At 71.5% G+C, this 24487-nt stretch carries 23 protein-coding genes, 2 pseudogenes and 1 riboswitch; of the genes and pseudogenes, 2 read left to right on the forward strand and 23 right to left on the reverse strand.

Annotation, left to right across the window (positions count from 1 at the left end; translation table 11 throughout):
• Nucleotides 1-11 precede the first annotated feature (11 nt).
• The 5 genes from panC to BA062_RS37285 form a co-directional block, all read right to left on the reverse strand.
• Nucleotides 12-926, reverse strand: a complete 915-nt coding sequence (gene panC, locus BA062_RS37265; RefSeq protein WP_110343846.1) for a pantoate--beta-alanine ligase — start codon at nt 924-926, stop codon at nt 12-14.
• A complete protein-coding gene (locus tag BA062_RS37270; RefSeq protein WP_110343869.1) occupies nt 923-1819 on the reverse strand; it encodes a Rossmann-like and DUF2520 domain-containing protein in 897 nt (298 codons plus the stop codon). Before BA062_RS37270 ends, panC begins: the two co-directional genes overlap by 4 nt.
• 155 nt (nt 1820-1974) lie before the next feature.
• Nucleotides 1975-3069, reverse strand: coding sequence for a PrsW family intramembrane metalloprotease (locus BA062_RS37275; protein WP_110343870.1), 1095 nt, complete (start codon nt 3067-3069; stop codon nt 1975-1977).
• Nucleotides 3070-3160: 91 nt separating this feature from the next.
• Nucleotides 3161-4846, reverse strand: coding sequence for a DUF6779 domain-containing protein (locus BA062_RS37280; RefSeq protein WP_110343847.1), 1686 nt, complete (start codon nt 4844-4846; stop codon nt 3161-3163).
• A 69-nt stretch (nt 4847-4915) separates the two neighbouring features.
• On the reverse strand, nt 4916-5377 hold the full coding sequence (locus BA062_RS37285) for a DUF3180 domain-containing protein (protein ID WP_110343848.1): 462 nt from the start codon (nt 5375-5377) through the stop codon (nt 4916-4918).
• A 79-nt stretch (nt 5378-5456) separates the two neighbouring features.
• Between BA062_RS37285 and BA062_RS37290 the strand changes: the two genes are divergently transcribed.
• Complete coding sequence (locus tag BA062_RS37290; RefSeq protein ID WP_110343849.1) at nt 5457-6443, forward strand: MerR family transcriptional regulator; 987 nt, start codon at nt 5457-5459, stop codon at nt 6441-6443.
• Here BA062_RS37290 and folK read toward each other — a convergent pair.
• From folK to dacB, 14 genes and pseudogenes are all read right to left on the reverse strand, one after another.
• Entirely contained in the window at nt 6440-6931 is a 492-nt protein-coding gene (folK, locus tag BA062_RS37295) for a 2-amino-4-hydroxy-6-hydroxymethyldihydropteridine diphosphokinase (protein ID WP_110343850.1), read from the reverse strand. The two genes, BA062_RS37290 and folK, sit on opposite strands and share 4 nt — an antisense overlap.
• Complete coding sequence (gene folB / locus BA062_RS37300; protein ID WP_110343851.1) at nt 6928-7287, reverse strand: dihydroneopterin aldolase; 360 nt, start codon at nt 7285-7287, stop codon at nt 6928-6930. The genes folK and folB overlap by 4 nt, the downstream gene beginning before the upstream one ends.
• Nucleotides 7280-8083: a dihydropteroate synthase gene (folP, locus tag BA062_RS37305; RefSeq protein WP_110343852.1), complete on the reverse strand. Its 804-nt coding sequence runs from the start codon at nt 8081-8083 to the stop codon at nt 7280-7282. The genes folB and folP overlap by 8 nt, the downstream gene beginning before the upstream one ends.
• A gap of 35 nt (nt 8084-8118) precedes the next feature.
• Nucleotides 8119-8463, reverse strand: a pseudogene (gene folE / locus BA062_RS37310) (GTP cyclohydrolase I); the annotation flags it as partial.
• Nucleotides 8464-9432: 969 nt separating this feature from the next.
• Nucleotides 9433-9660, reverse strand: a pseudogene (locus tag BA062_RS37320) (GTP cyclohydrolase I); the annotation flags it as partial.
• Between the two features lie 61 nt (nt 9661-9721).
• Complete coding sequence (gene ftsH, locus BA062_RS37325; RefSeq protein ID WP_110343853.1) at nt 9722-12115, reverse strand: ATP-dependent zinc metalloprotease FtsH; 2394 nt, start codon at nt 12113-12115, stop codon at nt 9722-9724.
• A 231-nt stretch (nt 12116-12346) separates the two neighbouring features.
• Entirely contained in the window at nt 12347-13150 is an 804-nt protein-coding gene (locus BA062_RS37330; RefSeq protein WP_245960217.1) for an ESX secretion-associated protein EspG, read from the reverse strand.
• A gap of 43 nt (nt 13151-13193) precedes the next feature.
• Entirely contained in the window at nt 13194-13985 is a 792-nt protein-coding gene (locus tag BA062_RS37335) for an ESX secretion-associated protein EspG (RefSeq protein ID WP_110343854.1), read from the reverse strand.
• Nucleotides 13986-13988: 3 nt separating this feature from the next.
• Entirely contained in the window at nt 13989-15335 is a 1347-nt protein-coding gene (locus tag BA062_RS37340) for a hypothetical protein (protein ID WP_110343855.1), read from the reverse strand.
• Between the two features lie 18 nt (nt 15336-15353).
• Nucleotides 15354-15722: a hypothetical protein gene (locus tag BA062_RS37345; RefSeq protein WP_110343856.1), complete on the reverse strand. Its 369-nt coding sequence runs from the start codon at nt 15720-15722 to the stop codon at nt 15354-15356.
• Nucleotides 15723-15868: 146 nt separating this feature from the next.
• Nucleotides 15869-16423: a hypoxanthine phosphoribosyltransferase gene (gene hpt / locus BA062_RS37350; RefSeq protein WP_110343857.1), complete on the reverse strand. Its 555-nt coding sequence runs from the start codon at nt 16421-16423 to the stop codon at nt 15869-15871.
• A 35-nt stretch (nt 16424-16458) separates the two neighbouring features.
• Entirely contained in the window at nt 16459-17424 is a 966-nt protein-coding gene (gene tilS / locus BA062_RS37355) for a tRNA lysidine(34) synthetase TilS (protein ID WP_110343858.1), read from the reverse strand.
• The gene (locus tag BA062_RS37360) at nt 17403-18461 is read right to left on the reverse strand and encodes a zinc-dependent metalloprotease (RefSeq protein WP_245960218.1); all 1059 of its coding nucleotides are present in this window, start codon (nt 18459-18461) and stop codon (nt 17403-17405) included. Before BA062_RS37360 ends, tilS begins: the two co-directional genes overlap by 22 nt.
• 21 nt (nt 18462-18482) lie before the next feature.
• Nucleotides 18483-20303, reverse strand: coding sequence for a D-alanyl-D-alanine carboxypeptidase/D-alanyl-D-alanine endopeptidase (dacB, locus tag BA062_RS37365; RefSeq protein WP_245960219.1), 1821 nt, complete (start codon nt 20301-20303; stop codon nt 18483-18485).
• A 157-nt stretch (nt 20304-20460) separates the two neighbouring features.
• On the opposite strand from dacB, the gene BA062_RS37370 reads away from it, so the two are divergent.
• Nucleotides 20461-20976 carry an inorganic diphosphatase gene (locus BA062_RS37370; RefSeq protein WP_110343874.1) on the forward strand — a complete coding sequence of 172 codons (516 nt, stop codon included), beginning with the start codon at nt 20461-20463 and terminating at the stop codon, nt 20974-20976.
• A gap of 57 nt (nt 20977-21033) precedes the next feature.
• Here the strand turns inward: BA062_RS37370 and BA062_RS37375 are convergent, their stop codons facing one another.
• The 4 genes from BA062_RS37375 to BA062_RS37390 all read right to left on the reverse strand — a co-directional run.
• The gene (locus tag BA062_RS37375) at nt 21034-22302 is read right to left on the reverse strand and encodes a serine hydroxymethyltransferase (protein ID WP_110343859.1); all 1269 of its coding nucleotides are present in this window, start codon (nt 22300-22302) and stop codon (nt 21034-21036) included.
• A 29-nt stretch (nt 22303-22331) separates the two neighbouring features.
• A riboswitch (ZMP/ZTP riboswitch) is annotated at nt 22332-22407 on the reverse strand.
• A gap of 198 nt (nt 22408-22605) precedes the next feature.
• Nucleotides 22606-23166: a hypothetical protein gene (locus tag BA062_RS37380; protein ID WP_110343860.1), complete on the reverse strand. Its 561-nt coding sequence runs from the start codon at nt 23164-23166 to the stop codon at nt 22606-22608.
• 304 nt (nt 23167-23470) lie between these two features.
• Nucleotides 23471-23992: a gamma carbonic anhydrase family protein gene (locus tag BA062_RS37385; protein WP_110343875.1), complete on the reverse strand. Its 522-nt coding sequence runs from the start codon at nt 23990-23992 to the stop codon at nt 23471-23473.
• 49 nt (nt 23993-24041) lie between these two features.
• Nucleotides 24042-24487 (reverse strand): nuclear transport factor 2 family protein (locus BA062_RS37390; RefSeq protein WP_245960220.1); only part of this gene is annotated, 446 nt, incomplete at its 5' end.

A 24487-nucleotide genomic window follows, 5' to 3' on the forward strand; every position in this document is an offset into this window, starting at 1 on the left:
CGGGACTCCCTCTATACCCCTGCGTCCTCAGTGGACAATTGTGAGCCGTACTCGGCGGCCGCGCCGAGCAACACGGCGACGTTGTCGATCAACCGGGTCTTGCCGACCCTCGCGGCGATCAACAACCGTGCCTCCCCATCGACGGGCGCGGGCCCCAGATCGGTTCCCCGCAGTTCCAGGTAGTCCACCTCGACCTCGGGCCGGGCCGCGAGCGTCTGCCTCGCGGCGTCGAGCACGGCCTCCGCGCCGAGGCGACCCGCGTGCGCACCGGCGACGAGCGCGGCCGACAGCGTCACGGCGTGTTCGCGCTCCGGCTCGGACAGGTAGACGTTGCGCGACGAGAGCGCCAGCCCGTCGGGCTCCCGCACCGTGGGCACGCCGAGCACACGCGTCTCGAAGTTCAGGTCCCGCACCATCTTCCGGATGAGCACCAGCTGCTGGTAGTCCTTCTCCCCGAACAGCGCGTGGTGCGGCCTGACGATGTTGAACAGCTTGGACACCACCGTCAGCACGCCCGCGAAGTGGCCGGGCCGCGACGCGCCCTCCAGCTCCTCGCCGAGCGGACCGGGCTGCACGGTGACGCTCGCGCCCTCGGCGTAGAGGTCACCGGCCTCTGGCGTGAACGCGATGTCGATGCCCATCTCCTCGAGCACCGCGAGGTCACGCTCGAGCGGCCTCGGGTACGCCTCGAAGTCCTCGCCCTCCCCGAACTGGAGGGGGTTCACGAAGATCGACGCGGCCACGATGGTGTTGGGCAGCCGCTTGGCCCTGCGCAGCAGCTCGCGATGTCCCGCGTGCAGCGCGCCCATCGTGGGAACCAGCGCGACGTTGCGGCCCACCGCGCGCAGCGCCGCCGTCACCTTCGTGACCTCGGCGGGCGCGCGGTAGGTGTTGAGCGTGCCTCGGGTGAACTTCGGGGCTGTCATGGGGTTTCACGTCCGTTGTCGAGGAGTTCGTGGAGCTCGGCCGCCGCGTCGGCGCCGAGCAGTCCGGCGGCGGTGGCCCTGTCGGCCGTCCTGCGCGCGAGCGTGGCGTACGTGGCGGCCACGTCCGGCGCCTCGTCCGCCAGCACGGCGAGGTGCTTGGCGACCGTACCGGCGTCGCCCCGTGCGACCGGCCCGGTCAGGGCACGGTCCCCGTGCCGCAGCACGTTGTCCAGCGCGGCGGACAGCAGCGGGGCGAGCAGGCGTTCGGCATGGCGCACACCGCCCGCCCGCAGCAATTCAACACTGTCGGCGACGAGCGTGATCAGGTGGTTGGCGCCGTGGGCCAGCGCGGCGTGGTAGAGCGGCCTGCTGGCCTCCGGGATCCGCACCGGCTCGGCGCCCATCTCCACCGTCAGCGCCTCGCCGACGTTCCAGGCCGCCTCGTCACCCTCCGCGGCGGTGACGCCGACGCCGCACGTGGCCAGCCGCTCCAGGTCCTCCTCACGGCCCGTGAAGGTCAGGACGGGATGCAGGGCCAGCGGGAGCGCCCCCAGTTCCGTGGCGGGGCTCAGAATGCCGATGCCGTGCGCACCCGAGGTGTGCACCACGATCTGGCCCGCCCGCAGGGCACCGGTCTTGGCGAGCCCGGCCGTCATGGGCCCCAGCGCGTCGTCGGGCAGCGCGAGGAGCACCAGGTCGGCGCGCCGCGCGACCTCGTCGGGCGGCAACAGGGGAACACCGGGCAGCAGCTTCTCCGCGCGCCGGACCGAGGCGTCGGACACACCCGACGCGGCGACCACGGTGTGGCCTGCCCTGGTCAGCGCCGCGCCCAGCACGCTGCCGACCCTGCCCGTGGAAACGACACCCACCGAAAGCCGGGCGGGCCGCGCCATCGCGGTCATCGCGCACACCAACGGACGCTCATGGTCAAAACTCCCAAGCTCGTTCCAGTCCCGCTCTTCGGTCGCGGGTACCAGACGACGGCGCGAGAGTAGCCCCCGAACGCGCCGGTAACGGTGACCAGGTGACGAGCTTCACCCGTCCCGGTTCACCCCGTCCGCCCGGCCGTGGCGAGCCGGACGGCCTCCGCGCGGCTGGCCCGCACGACGTCCACCAGCTCCTGCTGACGCTCCTCGCTGAACGGCCTCCGCCGCAGGAACGCCAGCTCCGTGACACCCGCCTGGTATTCCGCGACGGCCCTCGCCGCGGCCCGGCCCGACTCCCTGCGCGCCAGCCGCCGCCAGCGGCGCCGCTCCTTCAGATCGGCGAGCAGATCGATCTCCGAGCGGGCGATCCAGCCCGCGGCGGCCATGCTCGGCAACGCGGCGGCGATGATCCGCTGCTCGCGGCGCCGCTGCCACAGCACGAGCAGGAACACGCCGACGAACATCGGCACCATGATCAGGAAGTAGACGTTGAGGAACGCGGTGGCGCCGCCGAGCACCGCCGAGGCGTTCCACAGCGCGTGCAGGCAGACGGCCGCCACGTAGGCGGCCAGCGGCAGCAGGACCCGCAGCGCCCTGCCGTGGCTCTGCGCGGCGATGCCGAGGCCGATGCCGGTGAGCACCGTGAACAGTGGGTGGGCGAACGGCGAGAGCACCCCGCGCAGGATGAACGCTGCGACGACACCTGAGCTCAGCCCGTCGCCGAAACCCTGCTCGGCGAAGGCCCGGCCGAAGTAGTAGATGTTCTCCGTGAACGCGAACCCGGCCGCGCTGAACCCGGCGTAGACGATCCCGTCGACGACGCCGTCGAACTCGTGCGAGCGCCGCCAGAGGATCACGACCACGGGCACGGCCTTCATGAGTTCCTCGACCAGCGGCGCCGAGACCACCGCGCTCACCTTGCCGCCGTTTCCGGAGCCGAGCAGCAGGTCACCGACGGTCTCGGCGGTGTCGTTGATCAGCAGCGCCGAGAGCGTCGCGACGCACGCGCCCCACAGGAACGTGAGCAGCAGCAGCTTCGCGGGCTCCGGTTCCCAGCGGTCGATCCAGAGGAACGCCGCGGTGACGACGGCGACCGGAACGACGGCGGCGATCACCCCGATCACCACGGCCAGCACGCCGACCCTGACCGTCGCGAGCGCCACCACGAGCAGCCCGCACAACGCGACGCCGACGAGGCCGACGACCGGCAGCAGCACGGTGATTCTGCGGGGCGTGTGCCGGCGCAGGTGCTTGACGGGCCGGCTGGTGATGGGTCCGCTCACGCGGGCACCCTAGCGTCGGCGGCCGTCAGTCCTCGGCACGACGCCGCCTGCGCGGCGCGGAATCACTCGAGCCGTGTGCCGCGAGCAGCTCGCTCACCGACTTGCCCTCGGCGTGTGACCCGCTCGGTTCGGGTTCGGGTGCCCTGCGCCTGCCGCCGCTCGAGCCGTTGGTCTCCGGCTTGGCCCTCCGCCGCCCGGACTCGGCGGGTTCAGCGGCCGTGAAGCCCTGCCACGGCGGCTCCCCTTCGGCCCTGCGCCGCCTGCCGCCGCCGGAGTCGCCGTCGCCGCCGTGCCGCCCGGTGCTCGCGGGCTCCTCGTCGTGGTCGGCCTTGCGCCTGCGCCCACCGGGACGGCCCTGCAGATCGCGGATCTCGGGCGGCAACGTCGGGTTGGGCGTGGCCTCGACGGGCTCGGACTCCTTGGCGGGTTCGGGCTCAGGCAGCGTGACGGGCTCGGGCTCGGGCTCGGGCTCCGGCGGGACCCGGTGTGAGCCGGTGTCCTGCTGCCGGGTCGGCGCCGCGGGCCGGGCGGGCGGCTCCGGTTCCGGGGTGGCTTCGGCGCCCTCCCAGGCCGGCGTCCAGTCGGGGTCGACACTCCTGGCGTAGGTCGTGGGCGGCTCGGGCTTGGCGGCCTTGCGCTGCGGCGGCTCGACGCTCGACGCGGGCCTGCCCCTGCGGAGCGGCTCCATCGAGGGCCGCGTCGGCAGCGGTTCGGGGCGTTGCGGCGCGTGTGGTTGTTTCGCGGGCTCAGGCTGCCGTGCCGGGCGGTTGGCGGCGGGGCGCTGTTCGGGTCTCGACCGCTCCCCGGGCTGCTCCACGGGCCGCTCGGCGGGTTTCCGGACCGGCTGTTGCTGCGGCCGCGACCGCTCCGCGCGCGCCATCTCCGCTCGCGCCAGCTCGGCGGCCTTGGCCGCGCGGGCCGCCGCCGCACCGGCCTGGTCGGTCGGCCGCACCCGCCGGGTCGGCAGATCGGCCGGCCGCTCGACCGGCTTCTGCGACGGCCTGCTCTCCTCCGCGGGGAGGGAGGGCCTCGGCACGAACGCCGTCTTCGGTTCCTGCGGCTTGGGCTTCGGCGGCGGCGCCTGCTGCGGACGCCGGGGTGGGCGCAGCACGACGTCCGGCTCCTTGTCCCGCACCCGGGTGATCAGCTCGGTGGGCCGTTCGGCGACCTCGGTGCCGTTCTTGCCCGCCGTGAGCTGGGCGGGCACGTTGCCGTTCGACTCACCCGCGGTGACGATCCTCGGCTCCTCGCCGATCGAGCGCATGCGGGTGGACTGCGCCGTGAGCGCGACGCGCTCCCACAGCACCTCGCCACCGAACAGGGCCTGCAGACTCTCGCGCAGTGCGGTGACCTCGTTGCGCAGCGCCTCGAGCTCCTCGCGGGACTCCTCCTCGACGCGTTCCCGCGTCTCCGCCTCGATCTCCAGCTCGAATTCGCGCCGGGCGGCGATCTCGCGTTCCAGCTCCAGCTCGTAGATCTCCTGCGCCTGCGCCGCGGCCTGCCCGGTCGCGGCGGCCTGCTTGCGATAGCGCACGGCGACGAACGCGCCGATCAACGCCGCCCAGAGCGCCGCGAGAAGCCCGAGCCGCAACCATCTGAGGTCCTCGGTGAGAACGAGGACCAGAGTCGCACCGATGGCGAGGGCGAAGCCCGCGGCCAGCCACGGCCTACCGGAAGAGTGGCCGCGCGAGTCGTCACCCACGCCAGTCATGCCCAACACCGTACCTTCTAGTAATCCATCCGAGACCTTGTCGGTACTTCGAGCGGTGGCTTTGGCGCGTTAACCGGTCACTCTCCGATCGCGATCATGATCACGGGATTCCGGTGCCCGACAACAGTGCTCCAGCCACAGAGCCGCGGCGATGAGCGCGGCGGCGCAACCGGCGCCGACGATCGCGGCGGGCAGGTCGTCGGACGCTGCGGTGAGCTCGTCGGCACGGGGCGCGAGATAGGCCACACCGGCGAGCCACGCCCCGAGCATGAGGGCTCCGAGCAACGACGACGCCTTGGCTAGTGCGACGGCCCGCGCGATGCCGATGCCGGTGACCACGCGACCGCTGCGGATGCGGTTGCGGACCACGAACGCGAGCACCAGTTCGCCGACGGCGAGGACCAGCAGCGTGGCGCCGGCCAGCGTGGGCAGGCTCGGCATCGACTCGTAGGCCACCTCGAACAGGAAGTAGACCAGCGCGAGGCCGATCACCCCGGCGACGAGCAGTTCCCGTGGCCGAGTGAAGTGCATGCCCCCACCGTAGCGGCAGTGAAGGCCACCTTGCCTGCGTTGAACGCAGGCAAGGTGGCCTTCACTGCAGTGGCGCGCGATGCTTGACCCTCCAGTGGCTGGAGACTCCAGTCTGGATGTCGTGCAGGGGGTAAGCGTGTTCACGATCGGGGAGCTGGCCAGGAGAACCGGCCTACCGGTGAAGACCATCCGGTTCTACTCCGACGAGGGCCTGCTGCCTCCCACCGACCGTACCCACGCCGGCTACCGGCTCTACGACGCCAAGGCGCTCGCCAGGCTCGAGCTCGTGCGCACACTGCGCGAGCTGGGCATCGGGCTCGCCGACGTCGACAAGGTGCTCGCGCGGGCGGAGAGCATCTCCGCGCTCGCGAGCAAACACGTGGAGGTGCTCGACGAGCAGATCCGCGTGCTGCGCCTGCGCAGGGCGGTGTTGCGGGCGGTCGCCAAACGACGATCCGAACTGGACGAGGTGCAACTGATGAACAGACTGGCTTCGATGTCCGACGAGGAGCGCAAGCGCCTCGTCGACGAGTTCTGGCACGAGGTGACCGAGGGCCTCGACGTGGACTCCGAGTTCTACGCCCACATGCGCTCGGCGAAGCCCGAGCTGCCCGACGACCCTTCGCCGGAACAGCTCGAGGCGTGGGTCGAGTTCGCGGAACTGGTGCAGGACGCCGACTTCCGCGCGCTCATCCGCGGCATGGGCGAACAGCAGGCCGAGCGCCGCGCGCGGGGCGAGGACATCGACACGTTCTCCCAGGCACAGAAGGACGCCTGGTGCGGCTGGAGCGAGCGGGCACAGGCCGCGCTCGACGCGGGTCTGCCGCCGGACGGCGACGAGGGACGGGCGCTCGCCGACGACATCGCGCAGCTCTCGCACGCGGAGGGCGAGAGCGACACGCCGGAGTACCGCGCGAAGCTCGCCGAGCAGCTGGCGGCGGGTGCCGACCCGCGCGGCGAGCGGTACTGGCAGCTGATGGCGATCATCAACGGCTGGCCGCCGATCCCCAGCCAGAACGCCGCCGCGCAGTGGATCGTCGCCGCGCTGCGCGCGTCGATCGCCTAGAGGGTCAGGTCCTCGCGGCGGCGGACCCCTTCGCGATCGGAGTCCGGCAGGGCGGCGAGCAGGTCGGCCGCCCTGCCCCGGCCGGGCACCTCGGCCGCGGGGTCGATCTCCAGCCACGGGATCAGCACGGTCGCGCGGTCGGCGGTTCCGGGATGCGGCAGCAGCAGCTCGGGGTCGTCGGAGCGGACACCGTCGACGGTGACCACGTCCACGTCGAGCGTGCGCGGGCCCCAGCGCTGTTCCCGCACACGCTCGGCCTGCCGCTCCAGCGCCTGCCCGGTGCGCAGCCACGCCCAGTGGTCGCGGGCGGGATCGTCCACGATGCACACGGCGTTGAGGAAGTCAGGCTGGTCCTCGACGCCCCACGGCGCGGTCTCGTACACCCCGGACACGGCGACGAGCACGTCCCGGAGGCCGTCGACGGCCAGCCGGAGGTAGCCGAGCCGGTCGCCGAGGTTGGAGCCGAGCGAGAGGACGGCCCTGCTCATCGGTCGCGCCGGACGGTCACGGCCACGTCGGCGAAGGTCAGCGGGATCGGCGCCGACGGCTTGTGGACGGTCACCTCGACGGCGGTGAGCCGCTCGTCCTTCATCACCTCGTCGGCGATCCGGCCCGCGACGCTCTCGATGAGGTCGTACGGCTCGCCGCCGACGATGTCGGCCGCGAGCTGAGCCAGCTCGCCGTAGTGCAGGGTGCCGGCGAGGTCGTCGGAGGCGGCGGCGCGCGCGAGGCTCAGCCACGCCGTCACGTCCACGACGAACTCCTGTCCGTCGCGCTTCTCGTGGTCGAAGACGCCGTGGCGGCCGAAGACCCTCAGGCCGGTCAACGTGATCCGGTCACCCACCGGACGCCTCCCGCCAGGCGGCGGCCACCTTCACGGCGTCGAGCGAGGCGCCGACGTCGTGCACCCGCACGCCCCAGGCACCGGCCTGCGCGGCGAGTGCCGACACCGCCGCCGTGGCGACCTCGCGGCCGGACGGCGGGCGCGGTTCGCCCTCGGCGTCCGCGAGCAGCCGACCGAGGAAACGTTTGCGCGAGGCCCCGACCAGCACGGGGAAGCCGAGGTCGAGGAACACGTCGAGGCTGTGCAGCAGCGCCCAGTCGTGCTCGGCACGCTTGGCGAAGCCGAGCCCGGGGTCGAGCACGATCGCCTCCGTCGCGACACCGGCGGCGAGCGCGTCGTCGACCCTGGCGCACAGTTCGTCGCGCACCTCGGCGACGACGTCCTTGTACTCGGCCAGCGCGTTCATGTCCTTGCTGTGCCCGCGCCAGTGCATCAGCACGAACGGCACACCGGTCTCGGCGGCGACCTTCGCCATGCCGGGGTCGGCGAGCCCCCCGGAGACGTCGTTGATCACGTGCGCGCCCGCCTCGATCGAGGCCGCGGCGACGGCTGCGCGCGTGGTGTCGACGGACAGGACGAGCCCTTCGGCGGCAAGTGCGCGGACCACGGGCAGCACCCGCGCCTTCTCGGTCTCCGCGTCGACCCGCTGCGAACCGGGCCGGGTGGACTCACCGCCGATGTCGATGATGTCCGCGCCCCGCCGCCACATCGCGTGCGCGTGCGCGAGCGCGTCCTCCCGGCTCAGGTACCGCCCACCGTCCGAAAAGGAGTCCGGGGTGACGTTCAGTACGCCCATGACGGCGCACCTGCCCGGCGAGGGAAGGCCTGCGGTCACCGCCGGCCCTTGATGAGGTCCAGTGCCTCCGCCCTGGACGAGGCCGAGGTCTTGAGCAACCCGCGGACGGCCGACGTGGTGGTGCGCGCACCCGGTTTGCGGATGCCCCGCATCGACATGCACAGGTGCTCTGCCTCGACGATCACGATCACGCCGCGAGGCTTGAGCCTGCGCTCGAGCGCGTCGGCGATCTGCGAGGTGAGCCGCTCCTGCACCTGGGGGCGCTTGGCGTAGAGGTCCACGAGCCTGGCCAGTTTGGACAGTCCCGTGACCTTGCCCTGTGAGTTGGGAATGTAACCGACATGCGCGACGCCGTGGAATGGCACCAAATGGTGTTCACAATTATGTGTCAAATGGCCGGAAATCAAAAACGTCGGGTGCGGATCACATGTGAAACTGTAGACCGTGTACGGCTTGGCGTGGGTCGCCGTCACGGGCGTGACCGACTCGACCTCGACGTACTCCGACTCGATGAGGTCCGTCGCATAGTCGTCCTGAGGGAAGCCGTGGCGCCGGAACCAGCTGTCCGCGATGTACAGGTGCGAGGCCCGGTCGAGCTTCGGAGTGAAACGCGCGCCCACCACGGTCGCGAGATCTTCGAGGAACGCGGTGTTGCCACTGCCGACGATCCGGCCGGCACTCTGCTTGCTGCGGCAGCCGTCGCCGTCGATGTAGCCGTCGAGGAAGCCGTTGAAGGTCTCCCGGTCGTTCAGCACCACCATCGGAAACCGCTGCCTCATGTGGTGGGCGTCGCCGCCGACGTACTGCCGCAACAGGTCGGCGAGGTAGGAAGAGACGACCCTGACCCGAAAGCCCGGGACGGGCCGTCCGAGGTAACCGGAGGGACGCTCGACGGGCTCGAGCTTGGCGTCGATCCCGAAGGCTCGGCACAGCGACTCGGCGAACTTCTTCGCGTAGTCGCGGTCGTTCGCGACGAGCGAGACGTACCGCTCCGCCACGGTCCCGTCAGCGCACACGCTACCGACGACGTAGCCGAAGTCGTAGCCCAGGGTGGGCCGCCAGCGGTCGCGGCACAGCTTCCAGGCCGACGTCCACTCGATGAAGGTGCCCTCGACGTCCTTGGCCTCCATCCAGCCGCTCGGCGTCGCCAGCGGGTGGTCCGGGGTCACGACGAAGCTCCCACCGGAGGTCTTCACCTCGACCAGCTCGCGCGTCTGGTGCGAGCTGATGCCCACGACAGTGGTCTCCTCGACCTGGCCGCCGGCCAGCGTCCAGAGCTTGTCGCCGACCTCGACTTCGCGGGCCTGCTTGCGCCCGCCGACCGCGTTCACGGTCTGCTTGCTCGGCACGCACGTCGAATACATCGGGATGTCGGTGACGAGCACCATTTCCTCGTGGCTCTCGTCGAAGGTCCGGTCCAGTACGTGGTCCGGGTCGTTGTAGAGCCCCGCGAACATCTCCCGGTACGCACGCGCGACACGAGCCGGCGTGTCCGCCAGCCCGTCGCGGTCCGGGTCCTCGCCACACGCGAGCAGCAGCTCGCGTACCGCTTTCTCCGCGCGTGCCTGGTCGAACATCCGACCCGTCGCCACCGGGGTGTCCTCCTCCAGAGCCCCGTGGTGGCCGTTGCCGCTCAACTCACTGCCGATGGTGACCGTCCTGATCGTCGGGATCGCCCTGGTGGTGCTGCCCGCCCTGCTGCTGCGAGGGGTCGGGACCGTTGCCGGGCGCGGGGCGCCACGGCTGGCTGGGCCTGTTGCCACCGGGTGAGGTGGCCGGGGTCCAGCCGGGAGGCGCACCGTAGTTCGGCGGGCCGGCGGGGTAGTCGCCGGACTGTCCGCCACCGTAGGGCTGCTGCGGCCACGAGCCCTGGCCCTGGCCGCCGTTGTGCCTGCGGGTGCCGTTCGGGTACCCGCCGCTGCCGCCGCCCGGCGGCGCGTACGGGTTGTACGACGACGGCGGGCTGGCCGGCCTCGGGCTGTTGTACGGCGGACCGCCGGGCAGGTCGCCGCCACCGGGCGCGGTCGCCACGGGCGTGGGCTCGGGCTCCGGTTCCGGCTCCTTCTCGGGCTGCGGCGGCGGCCACGGCTCGCCCCGCTCCATCGCCAGCTCGCCCGGCGTCTTGATCGGCGGCTTGTCCGAGGGCAGGCGTTCGCCGAACTCGTTGAAGGCCGTGATGCGGGGGCGCTTCTCGACCGTCGCGAAGATGCGCTCGAGGTCCCTGCGCTGCAGGGTCTCCTTGTCCAGCAGCTCGACCACCAGCTCGTCGAGGACGTCGCGGTAGGTGTTGAGCACCTGCCACGCCTCGGTGTGGGCGGTCTCGATGAGCTTGCGGACCTCCTCGTCGATCTCGTGGGCGACCTCGAGGGAGTAGTCGGCCTGCCTGCCCGCCGAGCGGCCGAGGAACGGGTCGCCCTGGTCCTGGCCGTACTTGACGGCGCCGAGGCGCGGGCTCATGCCGTACTCGGTGACCATCGCCCTGGCGATCTTGGTCGCCTGCTCGATGTCGGAGACCGCACCCGTGGTGGGCTCGTGGAAGACGAGTTCCTCCGCGGTGCGCCCGCCCATCGCGAAGACGAGCCTGCCGATCATCTCGGAGCGGGTCATCAGCTCCTTGTCGTCCTCGGGGACGAGCAGCGCGTGCCCACCGGTGCGGCCGCGCGGCAGGATCGTGAGCTTGTAGACCGGCTCGATGTCCGGCATCGCCCACGCGGCCAGCGCGTGCCCGCCCTCGTGGTAGGCGGTGATCTTCTTTTCCTTCTCGGAGATGATCCGGCTCTTGCGCGCGGGCCCGCCGATCACGCGGTCGACCGACTCCTCGAGCGCGGCATCGGTGATGACGTTGCCGTTCTGCCGCGCGGTGAGCAGGGCCGCCTCGTTGATCACGTTCGCGAGGTCGGCACCGGACATGCCCACGGTGCGCTTGGCCAGCGAGCTGAGATCGACGTTCTGCGCCAGCGGCTTGCCCTTGGAGTGGACCTCCAGGATTGCCCTGCGGCCGCGCAGGTCGGGCGCGGACACCGGGATCTGCCGGTCGAACCGGCCGGGCCGCAGCAGCGCCGGGTCGAGGATGTCGGGCCGGTTGGTGGCGGCGATGAGGATGATGCCGCCGCGCGAGTCGAAGCCGTCCATCTCGACGAGCAGCTGGTTCAGCGTCTGCTCACGCTCGTCGTGCCCGCCGCCGAGGCCCGCGCCACGCTGGCGGCCGACCGCGTCGATCTCGTCGACGAAGATGATGCACGGCGCGTTCTGCTTCGCCTGCTCGAACAGGTCACGCACACGGGAGGCACCGACACCGACGAACATCTCGACGAAGTCGGAACCGGAGATCGTGTAGAACGGCACGCCCGCCTCACCGGCGACGGCACGCGCGAGCAGCGTCTTACCGGTACCGGGCGGACCGTAGAGCAGCACGCCCTTGGGGATCTTGGCGCCGAGTGCCTGGTAGCGCGCCGGGTTCTGCAGGAAGTCCTTGATCTCGTGCAGTTCCTCGACGGCCTCGTCGGCACCTGCCACGTCGGTGAACGTGGTCTTGGGCATGTCCTTGTTCAGCTGCTTGGCCTTGGACTTGCCGAAGTTGAGGACCCGGTTACCGCCGCCCTGCGCGTTGTTCATCATCCACATCAGCAGGAGCAGCAGGATCCCGAGCGGGATCATGTAGATGAGCAGCTGCGTGAAGAAGGAGTCCTGCGTGACGGTGGTGTCGAACCGGACCCCAGAGTCGCCGTTGCGGGCGTCGATCAGCGCGTTGTACAGCTGACCCGAGGCACCGGCCGGGAACTTGGTGATGACCTGGTTGACCTGCTGGCCGTCGACCTCGATCGCGTTGGCCAGGTGCAGCTTGAGCTGCTGTTCCTTGTCCTCCAGGTTCGCTTCCGTGACGTTGCCGGACTCGATCTGCTGGACGGCCTGCGACGTGGGCACGTGCGTGTACCCGCGGTCGCCGTCGAAGATCATGCTGAAGGCGAAATAGAGCAGCAGAACCGCGACTATCCACAGCAGTGGGTTCTTGAGCAGGCGCTTGCGGTCCATTAGATCCGGCCGTGGTGGCCTCGACCCTCCCTGGCTAGGCGGTACATGTCACATCCGCCGTCACGGTGTTGACAACTGCGATGGGCACGGGGTTAGCCGTCCCACCAGGGTACCGCCCGGCCTGACGAGGCAGCCGGGCGATCCTCCAGGAAGACAACGGCCACCAGCGACCCGATGTTCCCACCAGCTGACACGCAACTCAATGCGTGGGCGCGAACGGAGCCCTCACCGCTACCGCGAGACGGTCGCCACCATCTCTCCGAGCCGGGTACGCAGGGTCTTCGCGTCGGCGGGCGACACGGTCACCCACTCCCTGCCGTCGGTGCCCGCGCGGGACAGGCTGAGGTAGCGGCCCGTGCCCGTGTCGAACCACGCGAGCACCGCCGAACGGCGCTTGCCGCCCAGGTCGTCGCGGCTGTTGGCGGCCAGCTGGCCCCCTCGCGACCTCGGCTGCGCGATCAGCTGGGCGTACGCCTGGCGCGGGTCGGTGGTCCGCTCGGAAAGACCCGTGCGCCTGCGTGCACCGCCCCTCTCGCCCGACGCCGCCGTACCCGCGACGACCCCGGAGCGAGCGGGTTGTGTGCGCAGTGCCTCGTCGATGGGGAGCGTGATGGAGGCCTCGCTGCCGCGCGGAGCCGCGGGGAGCAGGTCGACCACCGCGGAGGCGAGGCCCTCCGGGTAGATCGGGCGCAGCCAGATGCCGCTCGCGTCCTGGATCGCCAGCACCGCCTGCCTGCCGTCGGACGCGGCCAGCGCCCCGACCGGCGGGGCCTGGAACTCCGGGATGAACAGCGCGTCGATGCTGGTCGACGGGCGCGCGAGCAACGCGAGCCACTCCTCGACCGGTGAGTCCTGGATGCCGCGCGCCGCGAACTCGGCGTCTACGCGCTTGCGCAGCTCCCTGCGCTCCAGCTCGGTACGGCCGTGCGAGCGGACCCGCAGTGGGTACGGCAGCTCACCGATGCCGGCCGACTCCCAGAGGAAGTCGAAGGCGACCGGCGTGAAGAACTCCTGCGTGGGCACGATCCTCCCCATGTCAGCCACGGTTCGCTGGGAAGGTTAGCGGACCGTGCCCGGCTCAGAGCGGTGCCGCCGTGGAGTTCGCCGCCCCGGCCAGCATCTCCGAGAGCCGGTGCCGCAGGGTCGCCGCGTCGGCGGGTGCGATCGTGATCCAGTCGCGACCGTCCCGGCCACGCGTCGCCTGCGTGAAGTACCGCCCGGTCTCGGTGTCGAACCAGCTCAGCACGGGCATCCGGCTCTTGCTGCCGGTGCGGCTGCGCGCGTTGGCACCGATCTGCCCACCGCGCAGACGCGGCTGCGCGTGCAGCCTGGCCAGCGCTTTGCGGTCCTCGTCCACGCTCGCCCGGCCACCGTCCGGCGAAGGCGCCCTGCGCTGCATGAAGTCGACACCCGGCCCGGAGAGCAGCTGCTCCAGCGGGACGGTGATCGACTTCTCCTTGCCGCGCGGGGCGGGCGGCAGCAGGCCGACGATGGCGCTGGCGAGCCCGTCCGAGGGCACCCGGTCGAGGAAGAAGCCCTGCGGGTCCCTGATGAGCATGGTGCCCTGCGAGCCCAGCGCGGCGACGACGGCGAGCTGCGGCTCGGCGCTCGGTGCGCTGATCTGCACGGAGTCCAGGCTCACGTCGGAACCAGCGACGACCCCGAGCAGGTCCTCGATGTGCGGTTGCGGCCTGCCCGACTCGTCGACGATGCCGCGCCGCGCCAGCTCGGCGAGTACCTGCTGGCGCAGCGTGGCACGTTCCTCCATCGTCTCGCCGTGAGAGCGGACCTGGAGCGGGTAGGGCAGTTCACCGATGCCGGCGGACTCCCAGAGGAAGTCGAACTCCAGCGAACTGAGCCGCTCCGCCACCGCCTACCGCTCCTCGTCGTCGTCGGGTCCCCAGGCGCCGAGCACCGGCGGCGGCGTGGCCTGCGTGGCGCCGAAGGTCTCGTCGGGGTCCGCCTCGATGAGGAAGGACGCGTGGGTGTGCTCCTTGTCCTCCTCCTGCTGCCCCGCACCGGCGCCCATCCCGCCCATGCCGCCCATCGGAGCGGCCGCGGGCGGCGTGGCGCCACCGCCGATCGTGCCGGCCGGGTTCACGACACCCTGCTGCGGCGCGACCGAGGCGGCACTGCCGCCCTGCTGGCTGTTGGCCGAGGCCTTGGTGTCGGTGGACGACTGCTTGGTGCTGCCGCTGCGATTGCCCTTGGCCAGCGAGCGGGCGCCCGCGTAGCCGAGCGCGCCACCGGCCACCGCGCCGCCGAGCGCGGCGAGGTTGGGGCCACCACCGCTGGGCGCCGAGGGCGCGGCGGGAACCGAGCCCGCGCCGGTGCCCGTGCCAGGAGCCGGGGCCGCCGAGCCGGGGGCCTGCGGCGGCGCCTGGTGCGGCCCGCCGGTGAAGCCAGCGGCGGCGACGTTGTTGTTCGCGCCCTCGGTGACGATCGGGGGCGTGGCTCCGAGGCCCGCGAGCATCGCACCGGGCGCGCCCGTGCCGGGCATCCCGTAGCCGCCGACGCCGCCGACCGAGCCTGCGTACGAGCCCGACGTGCCCGCGAGCGGCTTGAGGCCGAGCGACTCGGGCCCGAAGCTCGGGGTCGTGCCGTCGATCTCCGCCATCGCCGTGGTGTAGGCCTCCAGGTATGCGACCTGCTGGGCCTTCACGTCGTTGGCGGCGTCGAACTGCGGCTTCATGTCCTTGACCATCGCGGCGGGACCGCCCGCCAGCATGGCCGCGGTCTGCTGACCCGGGTCGAACTCGACCGGCTGCGGCATCTTCTTCAGCTCGGCGGCGGCCGCGGCCTGCTGGGCGAGCCGCGAGCTCATCGTGTTGGCGGCCTCGGACGCCTGCGCGCTGGAGTTGGCGATGCCGACGAGCGCGCCCTGCGCGGCACCGGCGCCCTGGCCGATCCACGCGGCACCGAGCTCGGAGATCGCGTTGTAGAGGTCCTCGGACGCCCTGCTCAGGCTCACGCTGTGGTTCGACCACGACTGGCCGAGCTCCTCGGCCGTGCCCGGCTCGTTGTTGACCGTGGCGAAGTTGTAGAGCTGCTGACTGTCCTGCGCCTGCCAGTTCGGCCGGTCGCCGATCGCGCGGTCGTCGCCGTAGGCGAACCCGTCGGCGCGCCCCCTCGCCTGCTGGACGATGTCCGCGACCTCGGAGTTGTCACCCAGCGGAACCGTGGAGCCCGGTTGGGCCTGCCCGGAGTTCTCGAATGCCATGTCGTCGCTCCCCCTGGATTACGCCTGACCGCGGAACGGGTCGGCGCCGGCCTCGTCGATCTCGTGGTAACGGCTCATCGCCGTGAGAATGGCCTGCTCGGCCTGCTCGTACTGGGTGTAGAGGTTCTGCAGCGCCTGCGCGTACGAGTCGCCGCCCCCGTCGGCGCGCTCCGAGAACTTCGCGGCGATGGCGTTGCCCACCGGGTTCGCGCCGAGCCTCGGCTGCGTGGCGAGCGCTCCCGCGTTGGCCAGCAGCGCCTCGACCTCGTCCTTGCCGGTGCGGATCTTGTTCAACACACCCTGTGCGGCGTCGGGATCCACGCCGACCTGACCGGTCGCGGCCGCGGCGCGGAACGCGGCGGCATCCGCGTAGCTGCTGTTCCCCATCTTTTCTGCTCTCTCCTGTCCCCAGCACAGCCAGAAAAACGCCTGTGATCTTCGCTTAGGTTAACGCAACAGCTGTGCCGGTATGACGCGTTCTCGGTGCTCAGGGTTCCGCATTCGCGAAGGTGACGCAATGCGTCCACCTGCGACTACGAGGAGTAAACCTTCGGGTCGAGCGTCCCGATGAACGGCAGGTCGCGGTAGCGCTCCGCGTAGTCGAGCCCGTACCCGATCACGAATTCGTTCGGGATGTCGAAACCGATGTAGCGCACGGGGACGTCGACCTGCACGGCCTCGCGCTTGCGCAGCAGCGACACGACGTTGAGCGAGGCCGGGTTTCGGGCGCTCAGGTTCTTGAGCAGCCACGACAGCGTCAGTCCCGAGTCGACGATGTCCTCGACGATCAGCACGTCCCTGCCCGCGATGTCGCGGTCGAGGTCCTTGAGGATCCGCACGACGCCTGACGAGGAGGTGGCCGAGCCGTACGACGACACGGCCATGAACTCCATCTGGGCCGGGATGGGCAGTGCCCTGGCGAAGTCGGTCATGAACATGACCGCGCCCTTCAGCACGCCGACCAGCACGAGGTCGGCCCCCCTGCCTTCCTGCGGGTAGTCGGCGGCGACCTTTTCGGCCAGCTCCGCGATCTTGTCTTTGATCTCTTGCTCGGTGATGAGCACGGAGGCGATGTCGCCTTCGTACACGGGCCAGTCCCCTCTTGTGGTGGGTTCGGGAGCCTTCACGCTTCCACGCAGAGCTTTCCACGTGATCTGCGCGCTTCAAAATTGCCCGGTAGCCATACCCCGCCCTGCCCCCGCCATTCACCGACGAGCGCGTCGACCGAACGCAGATGGGCGTCGGTCAGCTCACGCACGCCCGCGCCGAGGAGCCACGTGCGCAGCGCCCGCCGCCGCAACGCGGCCGGTGCCTGCGCGAGCACGGTCACGTCGAGCGTCGCGCCGTCGCGGGCCCGCTCCAGCAGCTCCGCGGAGAGTGCGTCGAGCGTGTCGCCGTCCTCGCGCAGCTGGGCCGCGGTGCGGGCGAGCGCCGCGGCGACGCCCCCGTTGAGGACGTCCTCCAGCAGCGGCAGCACCTCGTGCCGCAGCCGCACCCTCGTGTAGCGGGGGTCGGCGTTGTGCGGGTCCGTCCACGGCTCGACGCCCAGCTCGGCACACGCACCGGCGGTGGCCGAGCGCGGCAGCGCGAGCAGCGGCCGTCCCCACGGCGGGTCGAGCGGGCGCATTCCGGCGACCGACCTCGGACCCGAGCCCCGGCCCAGCCCGAGGAGCACGGTCTCGGCCTGGTCGTCGCGGGTGTGGCCGAGCAGGACGAGCCCCCCGTCCTCCGGCAGCGCCCGGCGCAGGGCCGCATAGCGCGCGGCGCGGGCGGCTGCCTCGATCCCGCCTCGGCCGGACACGGTCACGGTGAGCACCCTCGCCTCGTCGGCGCCGAGCTTGCGCGCGGTGATGGCGGCGGTGGCGGCGACCTCCGCGGAGCCGTCCTGCAACCGGTGGTCAACGACGAGCGCGGTCAGGCGCAGCCCGGCCCGGTGCGCCGCCTGTGCCGCGGCGTCGGTGAGCGCGAGCGAGTCGGCTCCGCCCGACACGGCGACGAACAGCTCACCGCCCGCGAGCAGGTTCTCGTGCCGGGCCAGGAACTCCCGCACGGCCCTGCGGACGGCGCTCAGTGCATCCGGCGAACCCACGCCTGCGGATCCCTGATCTCGGCCCGGGTCGGCAGGGTGGCCGGTGAGGTCCACACGGCGTTGAAGCCCTCCATGCCGACCTCGTCCACCACGTGCTTCGTGAACTTCGCGCCCAGTGCGTACTGCCGGATCTTCGCGTCTACGCCGAGCAGGCTGCGCAGCAGCCGGTCGAGCAGCCCGCCGCCCTTGCGGCGCGCGGTGAACCGGCGGCGGATCGTCGCGACGCTGGGGACCACGTCGGGGCCCACGGCGTCCATCACGTAGTCGGCGTGGCCCTCCAGCAGCGTGGAGAGCGCCAGCAGCTTGTCGAAGACGGCGCGCTGCTGCGGCGACTGGAGCAGCTCGGCGAGGCCCATCGAGCCGTCCGACTTGGCGCGCCGCGCCTCCTTGAGCGTCTCGGGGAGCCTGCTGAGCACGGTGCCGAGGCCGTCGCTGTCGGCGAGCCCGCCGACGAGGGTCGCCACCTCGTCGGCGAAGTAGTCGCGCAGCCACGGGACCGCGGTGAACTGCAGCCGGTGGGTACATTCGTGCAGGCACACCCACAGCCGGAAGTCGCGCCCTGACACGCCCATCGCGCGCTGCGCGGTGACGACGTTGGGGGCGACGAGCAGGAGCCTGCCCTGCTTGTCCTCGCCGCCGAACGGGTCGTACTGACCGAGCACGCGGGCGCCGAGGAACGCCAGCACCACGCCGGTCTGCAGGCCGGCGCCTCCTGCGACGAGCGGCGTCAACGGGCCGCCCGGTCCGCTCGGCAGGGCGCGGCTGGTGAGCTCGTCGAGCCCGGCGGCGGCGGCGCGCACCCACCCCGGCCGGTCGACGACGTCGCCGGGCAGCAGCGGCAGCCCCTCGCCGAGGCCGGTCAGCGCGCGGACGTGCCGCTCCGCGTCAACGGTCAGGTCGCGCAGCTCGGTGACGGCGCGCTCGGCCTCCTCCCTCGGCACGACGGGACCACCGCGCACGAGGTAGGCACCAGCCGAGGCGGCCACGGACCAGTCGACCAGCGGGTTCGCCTGCGACTGCTGGTTCACCGTGTTCACGCTCCCGACGCTACCCGCTCGTCAGCCGCAGCCACACCCGCGCAAAGTCGCCGTGATCGCGTCCAGTCCCGCACGTCCGGCCTCGGTCTGCGAGCCGACGGTCATGAGCGCGAACACCAGCACCCGCCCGTCCGTGTCGAGCACGACCCCGGCGAGGGAGTTGATGCCGTCGGAGGGGATCGTGCCGGTCTTGCCCCGGACCCAGCCCTTGCCCTCCGCCGCGGCGGCCTGGGTGTAGCGCTCGGCCAGCGTGCCGCTGCCGCCCGCGACGGGCAGTCCGCCGAGCAGTGGGCGCAGCTTCGCGGTGCGCGGGTCGCCCTTGCCGTCCGGGGCCGCCGCGACGGAGAGCAGCTCGCCCAGCAGCTTCGCGGGGACCTTGTTGCGCAGGGAAAGCCCGCTGCCGTCGCTCAGCTCGACCCCGCTGACGTCGAACCCGTTGCGGGAGAGCACGTCGAGCGTCGCCTGCGCGCCGCCCGTGAACGACGGCTCGGCGCCCTCGGCGATCGCGACGTGCCGCGCGATGACGTCGGCGAGGAGGTTGTCGGAGATCGACAGCGCGGTGTCGACGAGCTCGGTCAGCGGTGCCGACTTGACCTCGCCGAGCACGCGGGCGCCCTGCGGCGCCGTGGTGGTCGGGGTGCTCGCGACCTGCGCGCCGAGCCTGCTCGCGAACTCGCCGGCGAGCTGTTCGGCGGGCCGGCCGGTGCGCATCGACCCGTCGTCGCCGGGCACGCTGCGGCCGCCGTCGAGCATCGCGGGCTCGACGGGCGCCATGTACGTGGACGGTGCGTCCTCCGGCGCCCAGCCCTCCGCGGACGTGGGACCGCTGAACGCGCCGAGGTCGAGCTGGACCTGACTGACGTTGCCGCCGGTGGCCTCCTTGACCTGGGCGACGAGGTCGTCGAGGTGCGCGGCTCCCCGGTAGACCGACTCCTGGCCGTCGGGCAGCGAGGAGAGGGTGATGTCACCGCCCGCGACGAGCACGACGCTGCCCGGTTCGGAGCCCTCGACGACCTTGGTGGAGAACTGCGTGCCGTGGTCGAGGGCCAGCAACGCGGCCGCCGCAGTGAGGACCTTGGTGGTGGACGCGGGCGTGATCGGCTGTCCCGCGTTCCGCTCCCACAGCGTCGTGCCGGTGACCGGGTCGATCACCGTGCCGGTGAGCGTGCCGAGCGCCGGGTTGCTCACGGCACCGGAGATGGCCTGCGAGACGCCCGCCGGGGTCGGCGCCGGGCCGGACGTCGAGGGGCCGGCGAGGTCACGGCTGACGGCGACCGGCTGCGGCGGATCGGCCTTGGGCGCGTTCGGCGCCCACGGCAGGCCGAGCCGGTTGGAGACGTACGGCAGGGCCGCGACGACACCGAGGGCCACCACGAGCACCACGGCCGCACCGGCGATCCACCACGCGCGGCGCCCGCGCCTTGGCGGGCGCTCGGCCGGTTCCTCCCGCTGCGGCTCCTCGGCCTCCGTTTTCGTCTCGGCGGGGTGCTGCTCCCCGGTCGGCTCGATCCGCATGGGCACGGCGTGCGCGCTCGCCGGCTTGATCTCGATGCGCCCCGGAGCCGGGGGCGGCTGACGAGGTTGCTGAGGCTGGGGCCGCGGAGGTGGCGGCTGCTGGGGTTGCGGCTGCTGAGATTGTGGCCGGGCCTGCGGGCGCGGCTGCTGCTGGGGCCGAGGCGGAGGCGGAGCGGCGACCTTCGGCACGAACATCGTGGGCTGCTCCGGCAGGCTCGCCTTCGGCATCGGCAGCTCGTGGGTTCTGCCCTCCGGCTCGTTCTCGCCCGCCGCGTCGTGGTCGGCCGACGGCCACGCGGGCTCTGGCGTCTCGTCCGTGCCGGGCACACACCCCTCCTCGCCGCTTTCGACGGGGCCAACGTCACACTTGCGGCCAGCAGTGCGGCACCCGTCCGATCCGTGGTCCACACTAGTGAGGACGGTAACTGGACAATGTGAGCCGCCCGGACGCGGCACGCAGGCGACGAGGCAGCGAGGACGCGGCGTGGAATTCGACGTCACGATCGAAATCCCCAAGGGGGAGCGCAACAAGTACGAGGTGGACCACAAGACGGGGCGCATCAAGCTCGACCGCACCCTGTTCACGGCCACCCAGTACCCGGCCGACTACGGCTTCATCGACGACACGCTCGGCCAGGACGGTGACCCCCTGGACGTGCTGGTGCTGGTGCAGGAGCCCACGTTCCCGGGCTGTCTCATCAGGTGCCGCGCCATCGGGATGTTCCGTATGCGTGACGAGAAGGGCCCGGACGACAAGGTCCTCGCGGTGCCCTCCGACGACCCCCGCCTGGAGCACCTGCGCGACATCCACCACCTGAACGAGTTCCACAAGCTCGAGATCGAGCACTTCTTCCAGGTGTACAAGGACCTCGAGCCCGCCAAGAGCGTGGAGGGCTCCACGTGGGTCAGCCGCGTCGACGCGGAGACCGAGATCAAGCGCTCGTACGAGCGTGAGGCCGAGCGCCGCGAGAAGGAGGCCGCCGACAACGGCGAGCACTGATCTCCCAGGCCCTTCCGGACGCCCCGTGGCCCTCGGGTCACGGGGCGTCCGGCGTACTCAGGCCCGGTAGCCCGGAATCGGGAACGCCGAGAGCAGCTCGCGGACCTCGGCGGAGATCTTCTGCAGCGCCGCGGTGTCCTCGGCGACGGCAGCGGTGATGGTGCGGTCGATCCACTCGGCGATCAGCGGCTGGTGCTCCGGCTTCAGCCCGCGCGTGGTGATCGCGGCGGTGCCGAGGCGGATGCCGGACGGGTCGAACGGCTTGCGCGGGTCGAACGGCACGGTGTTGTAGTTCAGCTCGATGCCGGCCGCGTCCAGCGCCTTGGCGGCGGGCTTGCCGCCGATCTGCTTGCTGGTGAGGTCCACCAGCAGCAGGTGGTTGTCGGTGCCGCCGGAGACGAGGTCGTAGCCGCGCTCGATGAGCGCCTCGGCGAGCGCCCTGGCGTTGGCCACGATGGCGTGGGCGTAGTCGCGGAAACCGGGCTTGGCGGCCTCGCCGAGTGCGACGGCGATCGCGGCCGTCGTGTGGTTGTGCGGCCCGCCCTGCAGGCCGGGAAACACGGCCTTGTCGACGGCCTTGGCGTGCTCGGCGTCGGAGAGGATCATCGCGCCGCGCGGGCCGCGCAGCGTCTTGTGCGTGGTCGTGGTGATCACCGGCGCGTGGCCGACGGGCGAGGGGTGCGCGCCACCGGCGACGAGGCCCGCGATGTGCGCGATGTCGGCCACGAGCACGGCGTCGACCTCGCGGGCGATCTCGGCGAACGCGGGGAAGTCGATCGTGCGCGGGATCGCGGTGCCGCCGGCGAAGATCAGCTTGGGCCGGTGCTCGCGGGCGAGGTCGCGCACCTGGTCGAGGTCGACCCTGCCCGTCTCCTTGCGCACGCCGTAGCGCACCGCGTTGAACCACTTGCCCGTCGCGGAGACCGACCAGCCGTGGGTGAGGTGACCGCCGTCGGGCAGCGCCATGCCCAGCACCGTGTCGCCGGGCTGTGCGAACGCGAGGTAGGCGGCGAGGTTGGCCGGGGAGCCGGAGTAGGGCTGCACGTTGGCGTGCTCGACGCCGAACACCGCCTTGGCGCGCTCGATGGCGAGCAGCTCGACGGGGTCAATCAGCTGCTGGCCCTCGTAGTAGCGCTTGCCCGCGTAGCCCTCGGAGTACTTGTTGGTGAGCACCGTGCCGGTGGCCTCGAGCACCGCCTGCGACACGTAGTTCTCCGACGCGATGAGGCGGATCTTGTCGTGCTGGCGAGCGGCCTCCGCCTCGATCAACCCGGCGATCTCGGGGTCGGCGGAGGACAACGTGGGAATCGCTGGCTGATGCGTCATGTCACGAACTCCTGGCATGCGGCGGACCTCGCGGGCACCCAGGCGCGCGGTGCCGGCCCTGTTTCGCTCCCCGGTGGTGCTCCACCTCGATGGCGCCAGTCGCTACTGCGCCCTCGATGGTAGTGGAGTCGGCGCGGCTGGTCGCCGTGCCGTATCGAAGGAACAAGCGATAGCGACGAGCGGGTCGTCGGCAATTGAGCGCGGCCATGCGTGCTCGGCGAATCTGCGGCGTCGTTCGGATCGGACCGAACGGAAGCGCTACACAGCTGCGTAAACGTCACCGCCGCGGGGCGCTGCCCCTGCCTAGTGGAGTAAATCCGGCCGGACTCTGGCTATCTCCTGGGTCAACTGTCGGACCGTGGCGATGTTCGGCAGTTTCAGTTCCACTTCCAGACCGGCAGTGGGCGGGGGTTTCAACAGCGCTGCGTGACGGGTGGCGAAGTGACGGTCCACGGGAGTGAACACCAGGGCCGAGCGCACGGCCTTCGAGTTCGGGTCTCCCTTGACCGGCGGGCGCGGTTCCTGGCCGCGGACGGCACGCACCTCCTCCCACTCGATCAGGTCGGATTTGCGGCCGGCCCACCACCGCAGTCCACGTCCGTCGACCACGAAGCGGTGCGTGCGGGGGACGGAGCCGACCATGATCAGCAGGCCGCCCAGCGCGAGCGCGCCGAAGAGGAACGACGCGGCGGTCGGGGAGAGATTTTTCGATTTCGACGATCCCGAGGGGCTCCCGACCTCCGGGAAGAGGGCGACCAATCCGAAGAAGACGCACATGGCTAGCCCGCCGATGAACGCCCACCGACCGGATCGGTACTCGATGACGGGCGTCGCGGGATTCTGAGGCCATGTCTGTTCAGGCACGACTGGCAGCGTAGCTGACGACGCTACCGGCAGTGAGCGCTCAGCCACTACTGCACGAGCCCGGCAGCTCAGCGCCAGTAGCCGCCCGCCAGGGCGGTGCGGGTGAACCGTTCCCTTGCTCCAGCACACGAGTCGTGCGCTCAGGCCCGCGAGTCCCCGCTCGGCACCGCGTCCGCTCCGGTTCGTTGACTCCTTGCCCGGCCGTACGCCGGTCGCGTGCCAGAACGCACGACTCGCCGTCGGGAACGCACGACTCGCGGTCGGGAACGCACGACTCGCGCGGCGGGGCAGTTGGGGGTCAAGGTCAATCCACGGGCTTGATGGTTTCCGCGTGCCTGCGGGCGAGTTGCCGGTAGATCTCGGCGTTGTGCTCGACCCAGCCGCGCGCGGACTCCGACTGCGGCAGGAACTTCTTCGCCGGGCTGCCGACCGCGACGACGTCCGAGGGAACGTCGGTGTTCGGCGGAACGGTCGACCCGGCAGCCACGAGGGTGCGCGCGCCGACCGTCGCATTGTCGAGCACCGTCGCGTGGTTGCCGATGAGGGCCTTCTCGCCGACGGTGCAGTCGTGCACGACGCACGAGTGGCCGACCGTCGCGTCAGGACCCACCTCGCACACGCCGTCGCCGACGTGCAGCACCGAGTTGTCCTGCACGTTGGAGCCCTCGCGGATCAGGATCCTGCCGAAGTCGGCCCTGAGCACCGCGCCGTACCAGACGGAGGCGCCCTTCTCGACGACAACGTCGCCGATCAGCGTCGCGGTGGGTGCGATCCAGGCATCGGGATGGACCTGCGGAGTCTTGCCCTCGAAGGCGAACATCGGCATGTGCGACACCCTAACCAGGCACGGGCCGGGCCAGGGTGCCGCTCGTTCGCTACGGCGCCGAGCCCGTCAGCGGGGTCGTGTCGAGATACCTGACCTCGTAGTCGCGTTGGGCGAACCTCCAGCCGTCCGGGGTGCGCCGGTAGCGGTCGTGGTAAACGGCGTGGTTCGCGTGCGAGCCGCCGTCGCGCAGCCGCCCGAACTCCGCGACGTTGGCACGGCCCGCGGCCGTGTCGCCCTCGATGCCGATCCAACCGGGGTGCACGGTCTGGACGAAGTAGTCCCAACCACCTTGCAGCCGTTCGATCCCGGCGCGGATCTCCGCCCTGCCGCGGAACTCGACACCGGCGCCGGGAATCTTCCACACGCCGTCGTCGGTGAACAGCGACGCGAACCGGTCGTAGTCGCGCATCATCCCGGCGTCGGTGAACTCCCCGCGCAGCGCCTCGATTTCGAGCCGGTCGGCGAGGGACCGGAGGTCGGTCATCGTTGCCGCCC

This window comes from Prauserella flavalba, assembly GCF_003202235.1.
Taxonomy (GTDB): domain Bacteria; phylum Actinomycetota; class Actinomycetes; order Mycobacteriales; family Pseudonocardiaceae; genus Prauserella_A; species Prauserella_A flavalba.